The 17,506-nt window shown below is 61.4% G+C and carries 22 protein-coding genes; 11 read left to right on the plus strand and 11 right to left on the minus strand.

Annotated elements, in window-relative coordinates; translation table 11 throughout:
* Positions 1 to 85: 85 nt before the first annotated feature.
* Positions 86 to 898, minus strand: coding sequence for a tryptophan synthase subunit alpha (gene trpA / locus ACMTA2_RS00375; protein ID WP_413793246.1), 813 nt, complete (start codon positions 896 to 898; stop codon positions 86 to 88).
* Positions 898 to 2,130: a tryptophan synthase subunit beta gene (gene trpB, locus ACMTA2_RS00380; protein ID WP_413793247.1), complete on the minus strand. Its 1,233-nt coding sequence runs from the start codon at positions 2,128 to 2,130 to the stop codon at positions 898 to 900. Before trpB ends, trpA begins: the two co-directional genes overlap by 1 nt.
* A 112-nt stretch (positions 2,131 to 2,242) precedes the next feature.
* On the opposite strand from trpB, the gene ACMTA2_RS00385 reads away from it, so the two are divergent.
* The gene (locus ACMTA2_RS00385; protein WP_413793248.1) at positions 2,243 to 3,160 is read left to right on the plus strand and encodes a LysR family transcriptional regulator; all 918 of its coding nucleotides are present in this window, start codon (positions 2,243 to 2,245) and stop codon (positions 3,158 to 3,160) included.
* Here ACMTA2_RS00385 and ACMTA2_RS00390 read toward each other — a convergent pair.
* Positions 3,133 to 3,459, minus strand: a complete 327-nt coding sequence (locus ACMTA2_RS00390; protein WP_025211165.1) for an ElaB/YgaM/YqjD family protein — start codon at positions 3,457 to 3,459, stop codon at positions 3,133 to 3,135. The genes ACMTA2_RS00385 and ACMTA2_RS00390 overlap by 28 nt on opposite strands.
* A 157-nt stretch (positions 3,460 to 3,616) precedes the next feature.
* On the opposite strand from ACMTA2_RS00390, the gene ACMTA2_RS00395 reads away from it, so the two are divergent.
* Positions 3,617 to 3,832, plus strand: a complete 216-nt coding sequence (locus ACMTA2_RS00395) for a dodecin (protein WP_003177209.1) — start codon at positions 3,617 to 3,619, stop codon at positions 3,830 to 3,832.
* A gap of 114 nt (positions 3,833 to 3,946) precedes the next feature.
* The gene (locus ACMTA2_RS00400; protein WP_413793249.1) at positions 3,947 to 4,168 is read left to right on the plus strand and encodes a DUF1161 domain-containing protein; all 222 of its coding nucleotides are present in this window, start codon (positions 3,947 to 3,949) and stop codon (positions 4,166 to 4,168) included.
* 54 nt (positions 4,169 to 4,222) lie between these two features.
* Here the strand turns inward: ACMTA2_RS00400 and ACMTA2_RS00405 are convergent, their stop codons facing one another.
* On the minus strand, positions 4,223 to 5,224 hold the full coding sequence (locus ACMTA2_RS00405; protein WP_413793250.1) for an LLM class flavin-dependent oxidoreductase: 1,002 nt from the start codon (positions 5,222 to 5,224) through the stop codon (positions 4,223 to 4,225).
* 237 nt (positions 5,225 to 5,461) lie between these two features.
* Between ACMTA2_RS00405 and ACMTA2_RS00410 the strand changes: the two genes are divergently transcribed.
* Positions 5,462 to 5,893 (plus strand): OsmC family protein, encoded by a 432-nt coding sequence (locus ACMTA2_RS00410; protein ID WP_413793251.1) that lies wholly within the window; start codon positions 5,462 to 5,464, stop codon positions 5,891 to 5,893.
* 150 nt (positions 5,894 to 6,043) lie between these two features.
* Positions 6,044 to 6,277 (plus strand): DUF1161 domain-containing protein, encoded by a 234-nt coding sequence (locus tag ACMTA2_RS00415; protein ID WP_413793252.1) that lies wholly within the window; start codon positions 6,044 to 6,046, stop codon positions 6,275 to 6,277.
* Between the two features lie 6 nt (positions 6,278 to 6,283).
* Here the strand turns inward: ACMTA2_RS00415 and ACMTA2_RS00420 are convergent, their stop codons facing one another.
* Both ACMTA2_RS00420 and ACMTA2_RS00425 read right to left on the minus strand, forming a co-directional pair.
* A complete protein-coding gene (locus ACMTA2_RS00420) occupies positions 6,284 to 6,709 on the minus strand; it encodes a PA0061/PA0062 family lipoprotein (protein WP_413793253.1) in 426 nt (141 codons plus the stop codon).
* A 40-nt stretch (positions 6,710 to 6,749) separates the two neighbouring features.
* Positions 6,750 to 7,163, minus strand: coding sequence for a PA0061/PA0062 family lipoprotein (locus tag ACMTA2_RS00425; RefSeq protein WP_413793254.1), 414 nt, complete (start codon positions 7,161 to 7,163; stop codon positions 6,750 to 6,752).
* 58 nt (positions 7,164 to 7,221) lie between these two features.
* Between ACMTA2_RS00425 and ACMTA2_RS00430 the strand changes: the two genes are divergently transcribed.
* Positions 7,222 to 8,313, plus strand: a complete 1,092-nt coding sequence (locus ACMTA2_RS00430) for an aminopeptidase (RefSeq protein WP_413793255.1) — start codon at positions 7,222 to 7,224, stop codon at positions 8,311 to 8,313.
* Positions 8,314 to 8,591: 278 nt separating this feature from the next.
* Here ACMTA2_RS00430 and ACMTA2_RS00435 read toward each other — a convergent pair whose 3' ends face one another.
* The 3 genes from ACMTA2_RS00435 to ACMTA2_RS00445 form a co-directional block, all read right to left on the minus strand.
* On the minus strand, positions 8,592 to 8,867 hold the full coding sequence (locus tag ACMTA2_RS00435; protein WP_060739802.1) for an HU family DNA-binding protein: 276 nt from the start codon (positions 8,865 to 8,867) through the stop codon (positions 8,592 to 8,594).
* 191 nt (positions 8,868 to 9,058) lie between these two features.
* A complete protein-coding gene (locus tag ACMTA2_RS00440; protein ID WP_413793256.1) occupies positions 9,059 to 10,207 on the minus strand; it encodes an NAD(P)/FAD-dependent oxidoreductase in 1,149 nt (382 codons plus the stop codon).
* 24 nt (positions 10,208 to 10,231) lie between these two features.
* Positions 10,232 to 10,399, minus strand: coding sequence for a rubredoxin (locus ACMTA2_RS00445; RefSeq protein ID WP_003177199.1), 168 nt, complete (start codon positions 10,397 to 10,399; stop codon positions 10,232 to 10,234).
* Between the two features lie 175 nt (positions 10,400 to 10,574).
* Between ACMTA2_RS00445 and ACMTA2_RS00450 the strand changes: the two genes are divergently transcribed.
* Positions 10,575 to 11,138, plus strand: coding sequence for a chorismate--pyruvate lyase family protein (locus ACMTA2_RS00450; RefSeq protein WP_413793257.1), 564 nt, complete (start codon positions 10,575 to 10,577; stop codon positions 11,136 to 11,138).
* Positions 11,138 to 12,028: a 4-hydroxybenzoate octaprenyltransferase gene (gene ubiA / locus ACMTA2_RS00455; protein WP_413793258.1), complete on the plus strand. Its 891-nt coding sequence runs from the start codon at positions 11,138 to 11,140 to the stop codon at positions 12,026 to 12,028. Before ACMTA2_RS00450 ends, ubiA begins: the two co-directional genes overlap by 1 nt.
* A 165-nt stretch (positions 12,029 to 12,193) precedes the next feature.
* Here ubiA and ACMTA2_RS00460 read toward each other — a convergent pair whose 3' ends face one another.
* Complete coding sequence (locus ACMTA2_RS00460; protein ID WP_413793259.1) at positions 12,194 to 12,577, minus strand: COG4315 family predicted lipoprotein; 384 nt, start codon at positions 12,575 to 12,577, stop codon at positions 12,194 to 12,196.
* A gap of 152 nt (positions 12,578 to 12,729) precedes the next feature.
* Between ACMTA2_RS00460 and phoB the strand changes: the two genes are divergently transcribed.
* From phoB to ACMTA2_RS00475, 3 genes are all read left to right on the plus strand, one after another.
* Entirely contained in the window at positions 12,730 to 13,419 is a 690-nt protein-coding gene (gene phoB, locus ACMTA2_RS00465; protein WP_003177195.1) for a phosphate regulon transcriptional regulator PhoB, read from the plus strand.
* A gap of 80 nt (positions 13,420 to 13,499) precedes the next feature.
* Positions 13,500 to 14,786 (plus strand): phosphate regulon sensor histidine kinase PhoR, encoded by a 1,287-nt coding sequence (phoR, locus tag ACMTA2_RS00470; protein ID WP_413795758.1) that lies wholly within the window; start codon positions 13,500 to 13,502, stop codon positions 14,784 to 14,786.
* 111 nt (positions 14,787 to 14,897) lie between these two features.
* Positions 14,898 to 16,238 carry a hemolysin family protein gene (locus ACMTA2_RS00475; RefSeq protein WP_030138217.1) on the plus strand — a complete coding sequence of 447 codons (1,341 nt, stop codon included), beginning with the start codon at positions 14,898 to 14,900 and terminating at the stop codon, positions 16,236 to 16,238.
* Between the two features lie 187 nt (positions 16,239 to 16,425).
* Here ACMTA2_RS00475 and ACMTA2_RS00480 read toward each other — a convergent pair whose 3' ends face one another.
* Positions 16,426 to 17,322 (minus strand): peptidoglycan DD-metalloendopeptidase family protein, encoded by an 897-nt coding sequence (locus ACMTA2_RS00480; RefSeq protein WP_413793260.1) that lies wholly within the window; start codon positions 17,320 to 17,322, stop codon positions 16,426 to 16,428.
* Positions 17,323 to 17,506 lie beyond the last annotated feature (184 nt).

Below are 17,506 nucleotides of genomic sequence, written 5' to 3' on the forward strand. Positions count from 1 at the left end.
GCCATGCGTCTTCTTGCAGCGCACAAAAAAGGGTTCGGAACCCTGTTCCGAACCCTTTTATTTTGGCTGCGAGCCGAACCAGGAATCAGCCCAGACGCGCCTTGCGCACACCATCAGCCAGGGCCGCACACAAGCTCAACACACCATCGATCGCTTGTTCCGATGTGTCGGCGCTGGCGATATGGTCGATCAGCGCCGAACCCACCACCACCCCGTCGGCCAACCGTGCGATGGCAGCGGCCTGCTCCGGCGTACGGATACCGAAACCGATGCTGATGGGCAGGTCGGTATGGCGACGCAGGCGCGCCACGGCTTCTTCCACGTGCTCCAGTGTCGCGGCGCCCGCGCCGGTCACGCCGGCCACCGACACGTAGTACACAAAACCCGAACTGCCGTTGAGCACCGTCGGCAAACGCACATCGTCAGTGGTCGGCGTCGTCAAGCGGATGAAGTCCAGGCCTGCCGCCTGGGCGGGCTCGCACAGTTCGCTGTTGTGTTCGGGCGGCAGGTCCACCACGATCAGGCCATCCACCCCGCAATCCAGCGCCTCACCAATGAAACGCTGCACACCATAACGGTGGATCGGGTTGAAATAGCCCATCAACACCAGCGGTGTCTGCGTGTTGTCTTTGCGGAACTCGCGAACCATTTGCAGGGTTTTCGCCAGGTTCTGCTGGGCCCCCAGGGCGCGGATGTTTGCCAACTGGATCGCCGGGCCGTCGGCCATCGGGTCGGTGAACGGCATGCCAAGCTCGATCACGTCGGCACCGGCCGCCGGCAGGCCCTTGAGGATCGCCAGCGACGTGTCGTAGTCCGGGTCGCCAGCCGTGACGAAAGTCACCAGGGCGGCGCGGTTCTGTTCCTTGAGTTCGGCAAAACGGGTTTGCAGGCGGCTCATCAGTGTTTCTCCTGCTGGGACTGTTCCATGTGGTGCATCACGGTTTGCATGTCTTTGTCGCCACGGCCGGACAGGTTGACCACCATCAGGTGATCCTTCGGCAGGTCAGGTGCGCGCTTGAACACTTCCGCCAGGGCATGGGCGCTTTCCAGTGCAGGAATGATCCCTTCCAGACGACAGCATTTGTGAAAGGCTTCCAAGGCTTCGGCGTCAGTGACCGAGGTGTACTGGACGCGGCCAATGTCGTGCAACCAGGCATGTTCCGGGCCGATACCGGGGTAGTCGAGCCCCGCGGAAATCGAATGGGCGTCGATGATCTGGCCGTCGTCGTCCTGGAGCAAGAAGGTACGGTTGCCGTGCAGCACACCGGGGACGCCGCCGTTCAGGCTCGCCGCGTGCTTACCGGTCTCGATGCCATAACCGGCGGCTTCGACGCCGATGATCTCGACACCCTTGTCGTCCAGGAACGGGTGAAACAGGCCCATGGCGTTGGAGCCGCCGCCGATGCACGCCACCAGGCTGTCCGGCAGGCGACCTTCCTGGGCTTGCAGTTGATCGCGGGTTTCCTTGCCGATCACGGCCTGGAAATCGCGCACCATGGCCGGGTACGGATGCGGGCCCGCCACCGTGCCGATCAGGTAGAACGTGCTGTCGACATTGGTGACCCAGTCGCGCAGGGCCTCGTTCATGGCATCTTTCAGGGTGCCGGTGCCGGCGACCACCGGGATGACTTCAGCACCCAGCAGCTTCATGCGGAACACGTTGGCCTGTTGGCGTTCGATGTCGGTGGTGCCCATGTAGATCACGCAATCGAGGCCAAAACGCGCGGCCACGGTTGCGGTCGCCACGCCGTGCATGCCGGCGCCGGTCTCGGCGATGATGCGTTTTTTGCCCATGCGCCGCGCCAGCAGGATCTGGCCGATGCAGTTGTTGATCTTGTGCGCGCCGGTGTGGTTCAGCTCTTCACGCTTGAGGTAGATCTTGGCGCCGCCGCAGTATTCGGTCAGGCGCTCGGCGAAGTAGAGCGGGCTCGGACGACCGACGTAGTCGCGCTGGAAGTAGGCCAGTTCCTCAATGAAGGCAGGATCGTCCTTCGCCACGTCGTATTCACGGGCCAGATCAAGGATCAGCGGCATCAGGGTCTCGGCCACATAGCGGCCGCCGAATGCACCGAACAGACCGTTGGCATCGGGGCCACTGCGCAGGTTGAAAGGGGTCGTAGGCTGGGTCATCGGGCGCTCCAGGCAAATGCGTTGAAAGACAATGACGCTCACTCTACCCCTGACATCTCTCAGTGAAAACCGATAAGATCGCCACAACCTGTCAGGAAAACTCACAGATAACATGAGCCAGGACCTGCCCCCCCTCAACGCCTTGCGCGCCTTCGAGGCCACCGCCCGCCTGAATAGCGTAAGCCAGGCGGCCGAACACCTGCACGTTACCCATGGGGCCGTGAGTCGACAGCTGAAAGTGCTGGAGGAGCATTTGGGCGTCAGCTTGTTCATCAAGGACGGGCGCGGCTTGAAACTCACAGATGCCGGCTTGCGCCTGCGAGACGCCAGCGCCGAAGCGTTCGAGCGGTTACGCAGCGCTTGCGCGCAGCTGAAGCAAAGCACGGCAGACGCCCCGTTTGTCCTGGGCTGCTCGGGTAGCCTGCTGGCGCGATGGTTTATTCCCCGCCTGGGCAGGCTCAACGCCGACCTTCCGGATTTGCGCCTGCACCTGTCCGCCGGCGAAGGCGACCTGGACCCCAGGCGACCGGGGCTGGACGCCTTGCTGGTATTCGCCGAGCCGCCCTGGCCGGCCGACATGCAAGTGTACGAACTGGTGAGCGAGCGGATCGGCCCCGTGATGAGCCCCCACTACGCCGGATTCGCCCGCTTGCAGGCGGCACCGGCCAGGGCGCTGCTGGACGAGCCGTTGCTGCACACCACGTCCCGCCCTCAGGCGTGGCCGACCTGGGCACGACAAAACGCCCTGGAACCCCAGGCACTGAAGTTCGGGCAAGGATTCGAGCATTTGTATTACTTGCTGGAGGCCGCCGTAGCGGGGTTAGGCGTGGCGATCGCGCCCGAGCCGCTGGTGGCCGAGGATGTGCGCGCCGGTCGCCTGGTCGCGCCGTGGGGTTTCGATGAAACCACGGCGCGACTGGCGTTATGGCTACCCAAGCGCGCCGCGGACGGGCGCGCTCGACAATTGGCCCAGTGGCTCAGGCATGAGCTGAGCCAACCGACTCAGTCACCGCGTTTACACAGCAAGTAAGCAGCCAGCAAACCCAGCGCACCGACCGCGACACCGGCCGTGGTCCATGGGTGTTCCTGCGCATAGTCGCGGGTGGCGATCCCGGTTTCACGGGTTTTCACCTTGACCTCTTCATAGGCGTCGCTGAGCAGATGGCGGGAATGTTTCAGCGCGCTCTCGGCATTGGCCTTGAGCGATTTGAGGGTCTTACGCGACTCGTCCGAAGCGTCATCCTTCAGGCTTTCCAACGACTTGAGCAGACTCTCGATCTCGGCTTCCATGCTTTGCAACGAGGCTTTGCGTAACGAATTGCTGGCCATGGTGGCTCTCTCCTGCAGTGGTTGAGTGGCGTGTGTGAATTGGGACTCCGGTCGTTTCTGAAAGTGCAGTAAATCTGAACTTCAGCGCGCCAACGACGACACACGTAAGACGAAAAATCGCTGCTAGGCTGTTAAACACAACCAAGGAGAAATCCCCATGAGTGATCACCACACCTACAAAAAAGTCGAACTGGTCGGCTCGTCTCCCACCAGCATTGAAGATGCCATCAACAATGCCCTGGCCGAGGCCAGCAAAAGCCTCAAGCATCTGGAGTGGTTCGAAGTCACGGAAACCCGGGGACACATCGAAAATGGCCGGGCCGCACACTTTCAGGTGACCATCAAAGTCGGCTTCCGTATTGCCAATAGCTGAGGTTCTTTGAACTTGCACGCTGGCGGAGTGCCATAGGGAGTGGCGATGCGCTATGGTCTGCGCAATACGCTTTCCAATACCTGCCCTATTTGATCCGACCAAGGAGTGCGAGCGATGAAAAAGTTGATGGTGGCCCTGGGTTTGCTGAGCCTCGCCGGTGGTGCGTTTGCGGCCGGTAAGCCCTGCGAAGAGCTGAAGAGCGAAATCGCGGCGAAGCTGGACGCCAAGGGCGTGTCAGGTTATTCGCTGGAAGTCGTCGATAAAGGCGCAGCGGCTGACGGAAAAGTCGTCGGCACCTGTGAGGGCGGTACGAAAGAAATCATCTATAAAAAGTGATTCTTTTCGAACATCAAAGCCGACGCAACGCGTCGGCTTTTTCGTGGGTGTCATTCAGCCTTTCATGACCTGCGCCAACAACTCGTAGGAGTGCAGGCGATCGGCGTGCTCGTAAAGGTCACTGGTGAAAATCAGCTCATCGGCCTGGGTCTGCTCGATCAGCACTTGCAGCCTGGCGCGAATTTTCTGCGGGCCGCCGACCATGGCCAAGCCCAGGAAATCGCCGACCGCCTCTTTCTCATGGGGCAACCAGAGACCGTTCATGGTCTCGACCGGCGGACGCTGCACCAGGCTCTGGCCACGCATCAACGCCAGGATTCGTTGGTACACCGACGTTGCCAGGTAATCAGCCTGTTCGTCGGTATCCGCTGCCACCAGCGGCACGCCGAGCATCACATAAGGCTTGTCGAGCACCGCCGACGGTTTGAAGTGGTTACGGTAGATGCGAATCGCCTCGTGCATATAGCGCGGTGCGAAATGGGAGGCGAATGCGTAGGGCAAACCGCGCTCACCAGCCAACTGGGCGCTGAACAGGCTCGAGCCCAGCAGCCATACTGGCACGTTGGTCCCCGTGCCGGGCATCGCGATGATGCGTTGATCCGGGGTACGCGGGCCCAGGTAGCGCATCAGTTCGGCCACGTCCTCGGGAAAATCGTCCGCGCTGCCGGAGCGCTCGCGACGCAGCGCCCGGGCGGTCATCTGGTCGGAACCTGGCGCACGTCCCAGGCCCAAATCGATTCGACCCGGGTAGAGGCTTTCCAACGTGCCGAACTGTTCGGCGATGATCAACGGTGCGTGATTGGGCAGCATGACGCCGCCGGAGCCGACGCGAATGGTCGACGTGCCCCCCGCCAGGTAACCCAGCAGCACCGCCGTGGCCGAACTGGCGATACCGTCCATGTTGTGGTGCTCGGCCACCCAGAAGCGGGTGTAGCCGTATTGTTCCACGTGCTGCGCCAGGTCCAGCGAGTTACGCAAGGATTGGGCGGCATTGCCATCGGCGCGGACAGGCACCAGATCGAGGGTTGAGAATTTCACGTCGGACAGCTGTTTCATGGGCCAGGATCTCCAACGGCGTTCCGGGCTTTTCCTACGGGCAAAGCCTGCCGTTTCTAAAGGTGTGTGCCATGCAATGTGGGCATATACCCGAGTTTCAATAGTTGCGACGAAATTTCCTACTAAATTCGTCGGCTAATCGACAAGGTGAACTTTTACAGGCGGTCTATCCTCACAACCCAGGCAGCTAAAAAATACACAGGCGCGTCTCTCGCGCCGGATCTTCAGGAGGCAGACATGGCTATCATCAAGAAAGCATCGGCTCATTGGGAAGGTGACCTGAAAACCGGTATCGGTTCCATTTCCACGGAAACCGGTGTGTTGCGCGAAGCGCCCTATGGCTTCAAGGCGCGATTCGAAGGCGGCAAGGGCACCAACCCCGAGGAATTGATCGGCGCGGCCCATGCCGGCTGCTTTTCCATGGCCTTTTCGATGATCCTCGGCGAAGCCGGGCTCAAGGCCGACAGTATCGACACCAACGCCGAAGTGACCCTGGACCAGGTCGAGGGCGGTTTCGCGATCACGGCGGTCAAGCTGGTGCTCAAGGCAAAAATCCCCGGCGCCAGCCAGGCGCAATTCGATGAGCTGAGCAAGAAAGCCAAGGAAGGGTGCCCGGTTTCCAAGGTGCTGAACGCCCGGATCACCCTGGATGCGACGCTGGTGAACTGACGCGTGAAACGGATCGCAGCCTTGGCAGGCGCTGGCGAAGGCTGCGATTTTATTGAATGCGGTGGAGCTGTTTACCCTGGCACAATGATGATCGAATGAAGCCGCAGTTTCAGTGCACAGGCAGTGCACGCTGCCATGAGGAATTCGAACATGAAACGATCAGCCCTGGTAGTCATCGGCTGCGCATTCGCTGCATCAGCCCTTGCAGCACCCAAATCCTGTGAAGAGCTGAAAGCGGAAATCGAAGCGAAGATCCAGGCAAACAACGTGGCGTCCTACACGCTGGAAATCGTCACGAATGCCGAAGTCCACGACCAGAACATGGTGGTGGGCACTTGCGAAAACGGCACGAAGAAGATCATCTACCAGAAGAACGACCGCTAGGACGCCCTACGGAACGCAGTTGACTTGCCGCTCTTCGGCCACGATTTGACGCTTGGCGTCATAGAGCCGGGCGCTGGGTGTGAATGCCAGGTTGCGAGCCTCCAGCCGATAGCGTTGGCCGGCCTCGAAATGATCGTAACGCACAAGCATGTAGCACAGCCGCTCTTGCGGTTCGGCTTGCATGCCCAGGCCACCGCCACTGAACACTTCGAAGTCGAAGCGCACTTTCAATTCGTGGCTGCCGGGCGAAACCTGGAAGAACCGCCCGTCTCGCAATCGCTGGCCGTCCAGGCTTTCAGCCATCAGCATTTTGCCGCCCGGCATGGGGGTCGCGAAATCAACCCACGCCATGTTCGGGTCAACCTGGGGCAGCGGGCTCGTCGCGCAACCGCTCATGGAGACCAGGGCCAGTAGTAGCAGGGATAAGCGCATGGTGTATGTCCTGAAGATCAGGCACTGAGCATAGCGCCAATCACGTCTGTTGGCAGCCCGCCGGTGTACCTTGCCCCACCACTTTGCGCTGCTGATCGTACAGCTTGGCCCACGGCCGGAAACCAATGCTGCCGGCCTGCAGTTGGTAGCGTTGGCCGGCATTGAAGTCTTTGAACGTCACGTTCAATCGGCAATCGCGCCACAGCGGCTCGGCCTCCGGGCCGATATTGCCGGGTTCGACGGCAAATTGATAACGCACCGTCAGTTCATGGCTACCGGGTTGCACTTCGAAATAACGTCGGTCGACGGACATCTTGTCATCGACTTCCAGCGCTTGTAGCGCGGTGTCCTGCTGGTTTCCCAGGTCGATCCACGCTTGGGAGGGATCGGGGTCAGGCAAGCCGGCACAACCGGTGAGCAACAACAGGCCACTCGTCAGCATCAACACGCGCATAGCGAAGCTCCAGGCAGGCGAGATAGTCTTGTGGGCAGACTTCCCAGGGTGATTCCAATTGATCAGGCCGCGTTCAAGCCATCGGTTACTCGACCGTGTTTTCCAGATTTTGTTTCCAGGCCTCCTCCTTTTGTTACTGAACGGTTGCGCCAGCGTCGGTTATTACAGCCAACTGGTCGGCGGGCAGTTGCGGTTGTTGCAGGCCCGGGAGCCTATCGACCAGGTCATTGCCGACCCTGCTCGCGATACCCGACTCAAGGCACACCTGGCCCAGGCGCGCGAGGCACGGGCGTTTGCCAGTGATCACTTGCATCTACCGGACAATCAAAGCTATCGCCTGTACGCAGACATTGGCCGGCCGTTCGTCGTCTGGAATGTCTTCGCCACGCCAGAGTTTTCCCTGGCGCCGCAAAATCATTGCTTTCCCATTGCCGGTTGCGTGGCCTATCGCGGTTATTACAGCCAGGGCGCCGCCCGTGGCGAGGCCGCCTTGCAGCGCTTGCAGGGCATGGACGTGGCGATCGGCGGTGTAGAGGCCTATTCGACGCTGGGCTGGTTCAACGACCCGATCCTGAGCTCGATGATGCATTGGGGCGACGAGCGCCTGGCGACGCTGATCTTTCATGAACTGGCGCACCAGCGGTTTTATGTAAAGGACGACACCGAATTCAATGAGTCTTTCGCCACCTTCGTCGAACAGGAAGGCACCCGGCAATGGCGTGCCAGCCGCGCACTGGCGCCGGATAACGGCAAGCAGGTACGTCAGCGCGACCAATTCATCCAACTGATCCTCGGCACCCGCCAGCGCCTGGAAACCCTCTACGCCCAACCGCTGACAGCCGAACAGATGCGCCAACGCAAAGCAGCGCAATTCGAACGCTTGCGCATCGACTATGAACACCTGCGCGATACCCAATGGGCGGGCGACAAACGCTACGACGCCTGGGTCTATGCCCCATTGAACAATGCACGGTTGCTGCCGTTCGGGCTGTATGACCAGTGGGTGCCGGCGTTTGCGGCGCTGTTCAAGCAAGAGGACGGTGATTGGATTGCGTTTTATGCGGCGGTGGAAAAGCTGGGCAAATTGCCAATCCAAGAGCGCAAGGCGGCCTTGAAGCGATTGGCGCAGCCGAAGATTTCCGCTGACTAGGCGGACGTCATCGCGAGCAAGCTCGCTCCCACACTTGTTTGTCGTTATGCATGCCATCAGGCTTGACGCCGTTCCGATGTGGGAGCGAGCTTGCTCGCGATGACGACAGTACCGACAACCATTGAAGCAAGCTGACCCACCGCTATCGCGAGCAAGCTCGCTCCCACACTGAATGCCGGGCCACAGCCAGCAACCCCGCACAAAAAAGGGCATACCGATTCATCGGTATGCCCTTTTGATTGCTGCTTGCTTCCCCCTGGCCGAGGTACTCGTAGCAATTATGGGTTGACGCTTTCTTTCAAGGACTTGCCTGGCTTGAAGGCAACGGTGTTGCTGGCCTTGATCTTCACTGGCTCACCGGTCTGCGGGTTCTTGCCAGTGCGGGCGCCGCGGTGGCGTTGCAGGAAAGTGCCGAAGCCCACCAGGGTCACGCTGTCCTTGCGGTGCAGGGCGCCGGTGATTTCTTCGAGGACGGCGTTGAGGACGCGGTTGGCTTGTTCTTTGGTGAGGTCTGCTTTTTCCGCGATGGCGGCGGCGAGTTCTGGTTTACGCATGAATGAAGCCCCTTTGACGGTTTTTTTGTTGTTATGTCCGTGCTGTTCTCTTTGGAACAACCCCTAAGGCGCCGCAGGCTCTACTCTGCGGCAGACGGGAGTGAGGATGGCACGGTGCCGAAAACCGCGCCAGTGGGCGGGCGACCTTTGTGGGGCCAAAAGTAGGGTTTTTGCGACAGAACGACCAGTATTTACGCCAGCAGAGCTGGAAGCTCCTTGTTCAGCGCCAGTTTCTCCATCACCGCCGTGCCTGTCAGGGCGTAGCCCAACAGATTGCCTTGCGCGTCACGGCACAGGGCCTTGATATCCGCGCCCTGCCCTTCGACGCTCCATACACCCTCACTGCCTCGCGGTGGAGGCGACACCACCAAGGGGCACACCGGGGTTTTCACGGTAATCGGCATGGCGCCGTAGCTGACGGCAGTCGGATTGCCGGCCAGGGTTTGAGCCAGGGCCCGGGCGCAGCTCATCAGCGGCATGACATACAGCAGGTTCAAACCGTCCACCTCGGCGCAGTCGCCCAGGGCGTAGATGTTGGCGTGGGAGGTTTTCAGGTGACGATCGACCACGACGCCGCGGTTGACCACGAGGCCAGCGGCGGCGGCCAGATCGATGCGTGGTCGCAGGCCGATGGCCGAGACCACCAGGTCGCAGGCGATCACCTGGCCGTCGGACAAGTGCGCCTCCAGCCCATCTGCGACCTTCTGCAAGCGGTTGAGCACTGGGCCCAGGTGGAAACGCGCGCCAAGGCTTTCCAGCCCGGCCTGGACCGCTGCCGCAGCGGCCGGGTGCAACAGCGTCGGCATGACTTGCTCGCACGGCGCCACCAGTTGCACTTCGTAGCCCCCCAGGCTCAGGTCGTTGGCGAACTCGCAGCCAATCAGGCCGGCGCCCAGCAGCAACACCCGGCGCTTGCCGGCGGCCGCGGCCCTGAAGCGGGCGTAGTCTTCCAGGTCGTTGATGGGAAAGATCAGGTCCGCTGCATCGCCCTGCACCGGCACGCGTACGGTTTCGGCGCCCCAGGCCAGGATCAAGTCGCGGTAGTTCACCGCCTCCTCGCCGATCCACAGCCGCTTGTGCCCCGGATCGATGCCGCTGATACGGGTGTGGGTGCGTACTTCGGCCTTGAGCTGCTCGGCCATGGCCCCCGGTTCGGCCATGCTCAGGCCGTCGGCGTCTTTGTTCTTGCCAAAGCCCGTAGAAAGCATCGGCTTGGAATACGAGCGACCATCGTCCGCGGTAATCAGCAGCAACGGGGTTTCGCTGTCGAGCTTGCGAAACTCCCGGGCCAGGTTATAACCGGCCAGCCCAGTACCGACGATAACGACAGGTGCACTCATGTTGCTCTCCCCTTGATGAAACGATCAGTTGATTTCGATCATTTCGAAATCCATCTTGCCGACGCCGCAGTCCGGGCACAGCCAGTCTGCCGGTACGTCCTCCCAGCGGGTGCCGGGCGCGATGCCATCGTCAGGCCAGCCATCAGCTTCGTTGTAGATCAGGCCACAGACGATACATTGCCACTTCTTCATTCCAATTCTTCCTCGATATGTCAGGCCTTGGCCGATATTTTCCGGCTCAGGGCCGTTTTGTACTGATCGCTTGCCACAGATGCAAGCACGATCGGCAGGCGACAGGCCGGCCCCGTCAAAACCCGCGCCCGACATGGTAAGCTCGCGACCTCATTTGCTGCCATTCAAGACCTCTGTGCCGCATACAAATTCGATATTTCCTACACTCCAATGGCTGCCCCAGCACCTGCTGTCGCCCCGTCCCGACGCGGGTGTACTCGACTGGCTGTTCGACGAAGGATCCCTGACCCGGCGCCTCACACGTCTCTCGGACGGCCACTTCGACGTGACGCCCTTGTTCGAAGGCTGGCAGCCATTGCGCGCCGACGAATGTGCAGCGCTGGACCTGGCCGAGGGCAGCGAGGGCTGGGTACGCGAAGTGTATCTGCGCGGCCGCGACCAGCCTTGGGTGTTCGCCCGCAGCGTGGCGGCGCGCAGCGCCTTGCAGGGTGACGGGTTGCAGATGGACGAGTTGGGCAGCCGCTCCCTGGGCGAACTGCTGTTTTGCGACCAGGCGTTCCAGCGCAGGGCCATCGAAGTTTGCCATTACCCCGAGGCCGGATTGCCGCAAGACGTACGCGCCAGCGGCCTGTGGGGTCGCCGTTCACGTTTCGATCGCGGTGCGTTGAGCGTGCTGGTGGCGGAAATCTTCCTGCCGCGCTTGTGGACCGTCGCCCGCGCCTATTCGGAGAATTGCTGATGTACGTGCAACTGCTCAAATCCTTGAATCGCCTGAACCCAAGGGCGTGGGACTTCGTGCAATTGACTCGCATGGACAAGCCCATCGGCATCTACCTGCTGCTGTGGCCGACATTGTGGGCGTTGTGGATTGCCGGTGAAGGATCGCCGTCCATCGCCAACGTGGTGATTTTCGTGCTCGGCGTGGTGCTGACCCGCGCCGGCGGCTGTGTGATCAATGACTGGGCCGACCGCAAGGTGGATGGCCACGTCAAACGCACCGAGCAGCGCCCGCTGGTGAGCGGCAAGATCAGTTCGAAAGAGGCGCTGGTGTTCTTCGCCGTGCTGATGAGCGTGAGCTTCCTGCTGGTGCTGTGCACCAATGCCCCGACCATCCTGCTGTCCCTCGGTGGCCTGGCGCTGGCGTTCAGTTACCCGTTCATGAAGCGCTATACCTACTACCCGCAAGTGGTGCTGGGTGCGGCGTTCTCCTGGGGCATGCCGATGGCGTTCACCGCCGAGACCGGGCATCTGCCCGCGGCCGCCTGGTTGCTGTACATCGCCAACCTGCTGTGGACGGTGGGCTACGACACCTACTACGCAATGACCGACCGGGACGATGACCTGCGCATCGGCGTGAAGTCCACGGCGATCCTGTTCGGCGACGCCGACCGGGTGATCATCCTGACGCTGCAAGGCCTGGCCTTGGGCTGCCTGTTGTTGGCCGGGTCGAAATTCCAGCTGGGTGGCTGGTTCCACTTGGGGTTGGTGGCCGCTGCCGCGTGCTTCGCCTGGGAGTTCTGGTACACCCGTGGCCGGGACCGGATGCGCTGTTTCGAGGCCTTCTTGCACAACCACTGGGCCGGCCTGGCGATTTTCGTGGGGATCGTGCTGGATTACGCGCTGCGCTGAGCGGCGCTTTTTGTGGCGAGGGGATTTATCCCCGCTGGGTTGCGAAGCAGCCCTGAAACCTGACATCTCGTAGTGTCAGGCAGACTGGGATCGCGGCCTTGGGGCTGCTTTCGTAGCCCAACGGGGATAAATCCCCTCGCCACATCGTCTCTTGGCAGACCTGAGTCAGTCAGGCTTGGCAACTTTCCAGGCACCGTCCATTTTGCCGTCGCCGGTCATGTCTCCGGCCTTCTTGTCCATCACGAAGGTGTACAGCGGCATGCCCTGATAGGCCCACTGCATTGAGCCATCCTCACGCTTGATCACGGTCCAGTCACCCATGGATTTATCACCCGCCTCAGCCATCAGCGGCGGCCAATTGGCAGCACACTTGTCATTGCACACCGACTTGCCGGCCGAGTCCTTGGCGAAGGTGTAAAGCGTCATGCCCTTATGGTCGGTGAACATGCCATCCTTTTCCATTGCAGGATCGGCTGCCATCGCCAATCCAGGCAGCGTCAGGGCAGCAGCCATCAGCAGGGCTTTGAAAGAAACAGTCATTTGTGTCATGGAAACCTTCCTTTGTAGTTGTCAGGATTCGGACTGAAAAGCGTAGCCCAGGATCCCCCTTGCTGCCGGGCGATGAAATAAGTGTCACACGACTGCAATAATTCCGTTATCTAATGCGGCGCAAGACAGTTAAATGACAAGAGGATTACCCCATGGTTGGCAGGAGCATTCTGATCGTCGACGACGAGGCGCCCATCCGCGAGATGATTGCCGTTGCGTTGGAGATGGCCGGCTATGACTGCATGGAAGCAGAAAACTCTCAACAGGCCCATGCCATCATCGTCGACCGCAAGCCCGACCTGATCCTGCTGGACTGGATGCTGCCTGGCACCTCAGGCATCGAACTGGCCCGGCGCCTCAAGCGCGACGAGTTGACCGGCGATATTCCGATCATCATGCTCACTGCCAAGGGCGAAGAGGACAACAAGATCCAGGGCCTGGAAGTCGGTGCCGACGACTACATCACCAAGCCGTTCTCCCCACGGGAGCTGGTGGCGCGCCTGAAGGCCGTGCTGCGCCGCGCCGGGCCGACCGATGGCGAAGCGCCGATTGAAGTCGGTGGCCTGCTGCTCGACCCGATCAGCCACCGCGTGACCATCGACGGCAAACCCGCCGAGATGGGCCCGACCGAGTACCGCCTGCTGCAATTCTTCATGACGCACCAGGAACGGGCCTACACCCGTGGACAGTTGTTGGACCAGGTCTGGGGCGGCAACGTCTACGTCGAGGAACGCACCGTGGACGTGCACATCCGACGCCTGCGCAAGGCGCTCGGCGATGCCTATGAGAATCTGGTACAAACCGTGCGCGGCACCGGTTATCGTTTTTCGACCAAGGCCTGATCCGAGCCCTTACCGCCCGACAAGCTGACAAGGACGCGCGTCACGTGAATCAAAACTGGCATGGCACCCTGATTCGCCACATGTTGTTGCTGGTGACCGGCTGTTTGCTGATCGGGCTGATCACCGGCTATTACGGCTGGAGCCTGGCCGCCGGGCTCGGGCTTTACCTGGCCTGGACCCTCAAGCAGCTGCTGCGCCTGCATGAATGGCTGCGCCTGCATCAGCCCGACGAAGCCCCGCCCGACGGCTATGGCCTGTGGGGTGAGGTGTTCGACAGCATCTACCACCTGCAACGGCGCGACCAGCGCGTTCGCGGACGCCTGCAAGCCGTGATCGACCGGGTCCAGGAGTCCACCGCCGCGCTCAAGGACGCGGTGATCATGCTCGACAGCGATGGCAACCTGGAGTGGTGGAACCGCGCCGCCGAGACCCTGCTGGGCCTCAAGACGCCCCAGGACAGCGGCCAGCCGGTGACCAACCTGGTGCGCCATCCGCGCTTCAAGGAATATTTCGAGCAGGCCAATTACGCCGAGCCGCTGGAAATTCCTTCGCCCACCAATGATCGGTTGCGTATCCAGTTGTACATCACGCGCTATGGCAACAATGAGCATTTGATGCTGGTGCGCGACGTCACGCGGATCCATCAGCTGGAACAGATGCGCAAGGATTTCGTCGCCAACGTTTCCCACGAACTGCGCACGCCATTGACGGTGATCTGCGGTTACCTGGAAACCCTGCTCGACAACGTCGAGGAGGTGAACCCGCGCTGGAGCCGGGCCTTGCAGCAGATGCACCAGCAAAGCGGACGCATGCAGACCCTGCTCAACGACTTGCTGCTGCTGGCGAAGCTGGAAGCCACCGATTACCCGTCGGACAACCAGCCCGTGCCGATCAACGACCTGCTGCAAATCATTGCCGAAGATGCCCAGGAACTGTCCGGCTCCAAGCAACAGACCATCACCCTGGAAGCCGATCCGGCCGTGCAGCTCAAAGGCAGCGAGGCGGAACTGCGCAGTGCGTTTTCCAATCTGGTGTTCAACGCGGTCAAGTACACGCCGGAGCACGGCCGGATTCATGTGCGCTGGTGGGGCGATGAGCAAGGCGCGCACCTGAGCGTGCGCGATTCAGGCATCGGCATCGACAGCAAGCACCTGCCGCGCCTGACCGAACGCTTCTACCGCGTCGACTCCAGCCGCAACTCCAATACCGGGGGCACCGGGCTGGGCCTGGCCATCGTCAAACACGTCCTGCTGCGCCATCGCGCCCGCATGGAAATCAGCAGCGTGCCCGGCCATGGCAGCACCTTTACCTGCCATTTCGCCCCGGCCCAGGTGGTTCGCACACGCCTTGCCAACCCCGCCGATTGAGAACGCCCCTAGGCAATCGCCGAGTCAGCCGCTACATTGACCGACTTGCGCCTGCTTTTCAGGCGCTCATTTCCAATTCCCACGACTATACGGAACCCGCAAAACTCCATCATGGACCCTTCCCCTGGCTTGTCCCTCGTTACACTCTTCGCCGAATTCGGCATGATTCTTTTTGCTCTGATCCTGGTTTTGCTCAACGGCTTTTTCGTTGCGGCCGAATTCGCCATGGTCAAACTGCGCTCGACCCGGGTCGAAGCCATTGCCGAGCAGAACGGCTGGCGGGGGCACATCCTGCGTACCGTCCACAGCCAGCTCGACGCCTACCTGTCGGCGTGCCAGTTGGGTATCACCCTGGCGTCCCTGGGGCTGGGTTGGGTCGGTGAGCCGGCGTTCGCCCACATCCTCGAGCCGTTGCTGGGCGCGGTGGGTGTCCAATCGCCGGAAGTGATCAAGGGCGTGTCGTTCTTCACCGCGTTCTTCATCATTTCGTACCTGCACATCGTGGTCGGTGAACTGGCGCCCAAGTCCTGGGCCATTCGCAAGCCCGAACTGCTGTCGCTGTGGACCGCCGTGCCGCTGTACCTGTTCTACTGGGCCATGTACCCGGCGATCTACCTGCTCAACGCCAGCGCGAACGCCATCTTGCGCATCGCCGGCCAAGGCGAGCCCGGCCCCCATCACGAACACCATTACAGCCGCGAAGAACTGAAGCTGATCCTGCACTCCAGCCGCGGCCAGGACCCGAGCGACCAGGGCATGCGCGTGCTGGCCTCGGCCGTGGAGATGGGCGAGTTGGAAGTGGTGGACTGGGCCAACTCCCGGGAAGACCTGGTGACGCTGGAATTCAACGCACCCCTCAAGGAAATCCTGGCGATGTTCCGTCGCCACAAGTTCAGCCGTTATCCGGTGTATGACAGCGAGCGCCAGGAGTTCGTCGGCCTGCTGCACATCAAGGACCTGCTGTTGGAACTGGCGGCCCTGGACCACATTCCCGAGTCGTTCAACCTGGCCGAACTGACCCGGCCGCTGGAGCGCGTGTCGCGGCACATGCCGCTGTCGCAATTGCTGGAACAGTTCCGCAAGGGCGGCTCGCACTTCGCCGTGGTCGAGGAAGCCGACGGCAACATCATCGGCTACCTGACCATGGAAGACGTGCTGGAAGTGCTGGTGGGCGACATCCAGGACGAACACCGCAAGGCCGAACGCGGCATCCTCGCGTACCAGCCGGGCAAGCTGCTGGTACGCGGCGACACGCCGCTGTTCAAGGTCGAGCGCCTGCTGGGGATCGACCTGGACCACATCGAAGCCGAAACCCTGGCCGGGTTGGTCTATGAAACCCTCAAGCGCGTGCCGGAAGAGGAAGAAGTGCTGGAAGTCGAAGGCCTGCGGATCATCATCAAGAAGATGAAAGGGCCGAAGATCATCCTGGCGAAGGTGTTGATGCTCGATTGAGTGTCAGCCACTTTCCGGCGACTGCCCTCCTGTGGCGAGGGGATTTATCCCCGCTGGGCTGCGAAGCAGCCCTAAAACCTGAAATTCCAGTTGACCTGGTGAATTGAGTCGGCAGTGTCGGGGCCGCTTCGCGACCCAGCGGGGATAAATCCCCTCGCCACAAAAAGCGCCTTCGCTTCTGCAGGGGCTACTGCTTGCCCAACGCAAAGTTGGGCAAGTCGCCCACTGGTTGATTGAACTGGTAGGGAATCGACACCAGCCCCAACCCAGTATTGCGCTGCACCACGAAATGCAGGTGCGGGCCTGAGCTGTTGCCGGTATTGCCCGACAATGCCAGCGGCGTGCCCACCCCGACCCGCTGCCCTTCCCGTACGCTCACCGAACCTTTCTGCAGGTGCAGGTAGACGCCCATGGTGCCGTCATCGTGCAGCACCCGCACGAAGTTGCCCGCAGGGTCGTCCCCGCGGCCGGTCTGTTCGTTTTCGGTCTTGATGACCACGCCACCCCGCGCGGCGATGATCGGCGTGCCTACGGGCATGGCGATGTCCATGGCGTAGCGGTTCTTCGGGCCATAATGGCTGTATTGGCCATTGGCACCCTGGCTCAGCCGGAACGGCCCGCCACGCCACGGCAGCGGGTAGCGATAGACCTGCGCCGCACCAGCAGGGTCACCCAGGGAATATTCGAACCGAGGGGTATACACCAGCGGCCTGCCGGGCCGGGTGGCCGTCAGCAGCGCCAGGCGCAGGTTGCTGCGTGCCGGCAATACCCGACGAATGGGCCGGCTCGGCGCCCCGCTGACGTTGCGCAGCCCGGCGAAGCTCAACTCGATCTCCACCGGTGCGTACAGGTCATTGCGCACGAATACCGCGTCCGCACCTCCCTGCTTCTTGATATCGAGGAACACCTGGCGCTCCAGGCGTTCGACCATGCGGTCGCGGAACACGAACACTTGGGCCCCGCGGCTGGGTCGGTCGCTGTAGGACACCACGCCATTGGCATCGGTGGATTTGTAGATCGTCATGGCCACGGCCGAAGTGGAGGCCAGGACAAGACCACAGGCAAACAGCAGGGGCACGAGCATAGGCAAAAGGTTCTGTCGAAAGATGAAGGCCTGCACAGCAGCCTAGCAGCTGGGATGGACCCGCGTCGTCGACGGATGTTTCAAAATTGGATCAGCGATCGGTGTTGGATCTGATGGCCCCATCGCGAGCAAGCTCGCTCCCACACTCGATCCAGTGAATACTGAAGATCCCGTGTGGGAGCGA

Origin of the sequence: Pseudomonas medicaginis, from assembly GCF_965119365.1 — a bacterium.
Classification (GTDB): Bacteria; Pseudomonadota; Gammaproteobacteria; order Pseudomonadales; family Pseudomonadaceae; genus Aquipseudomonas.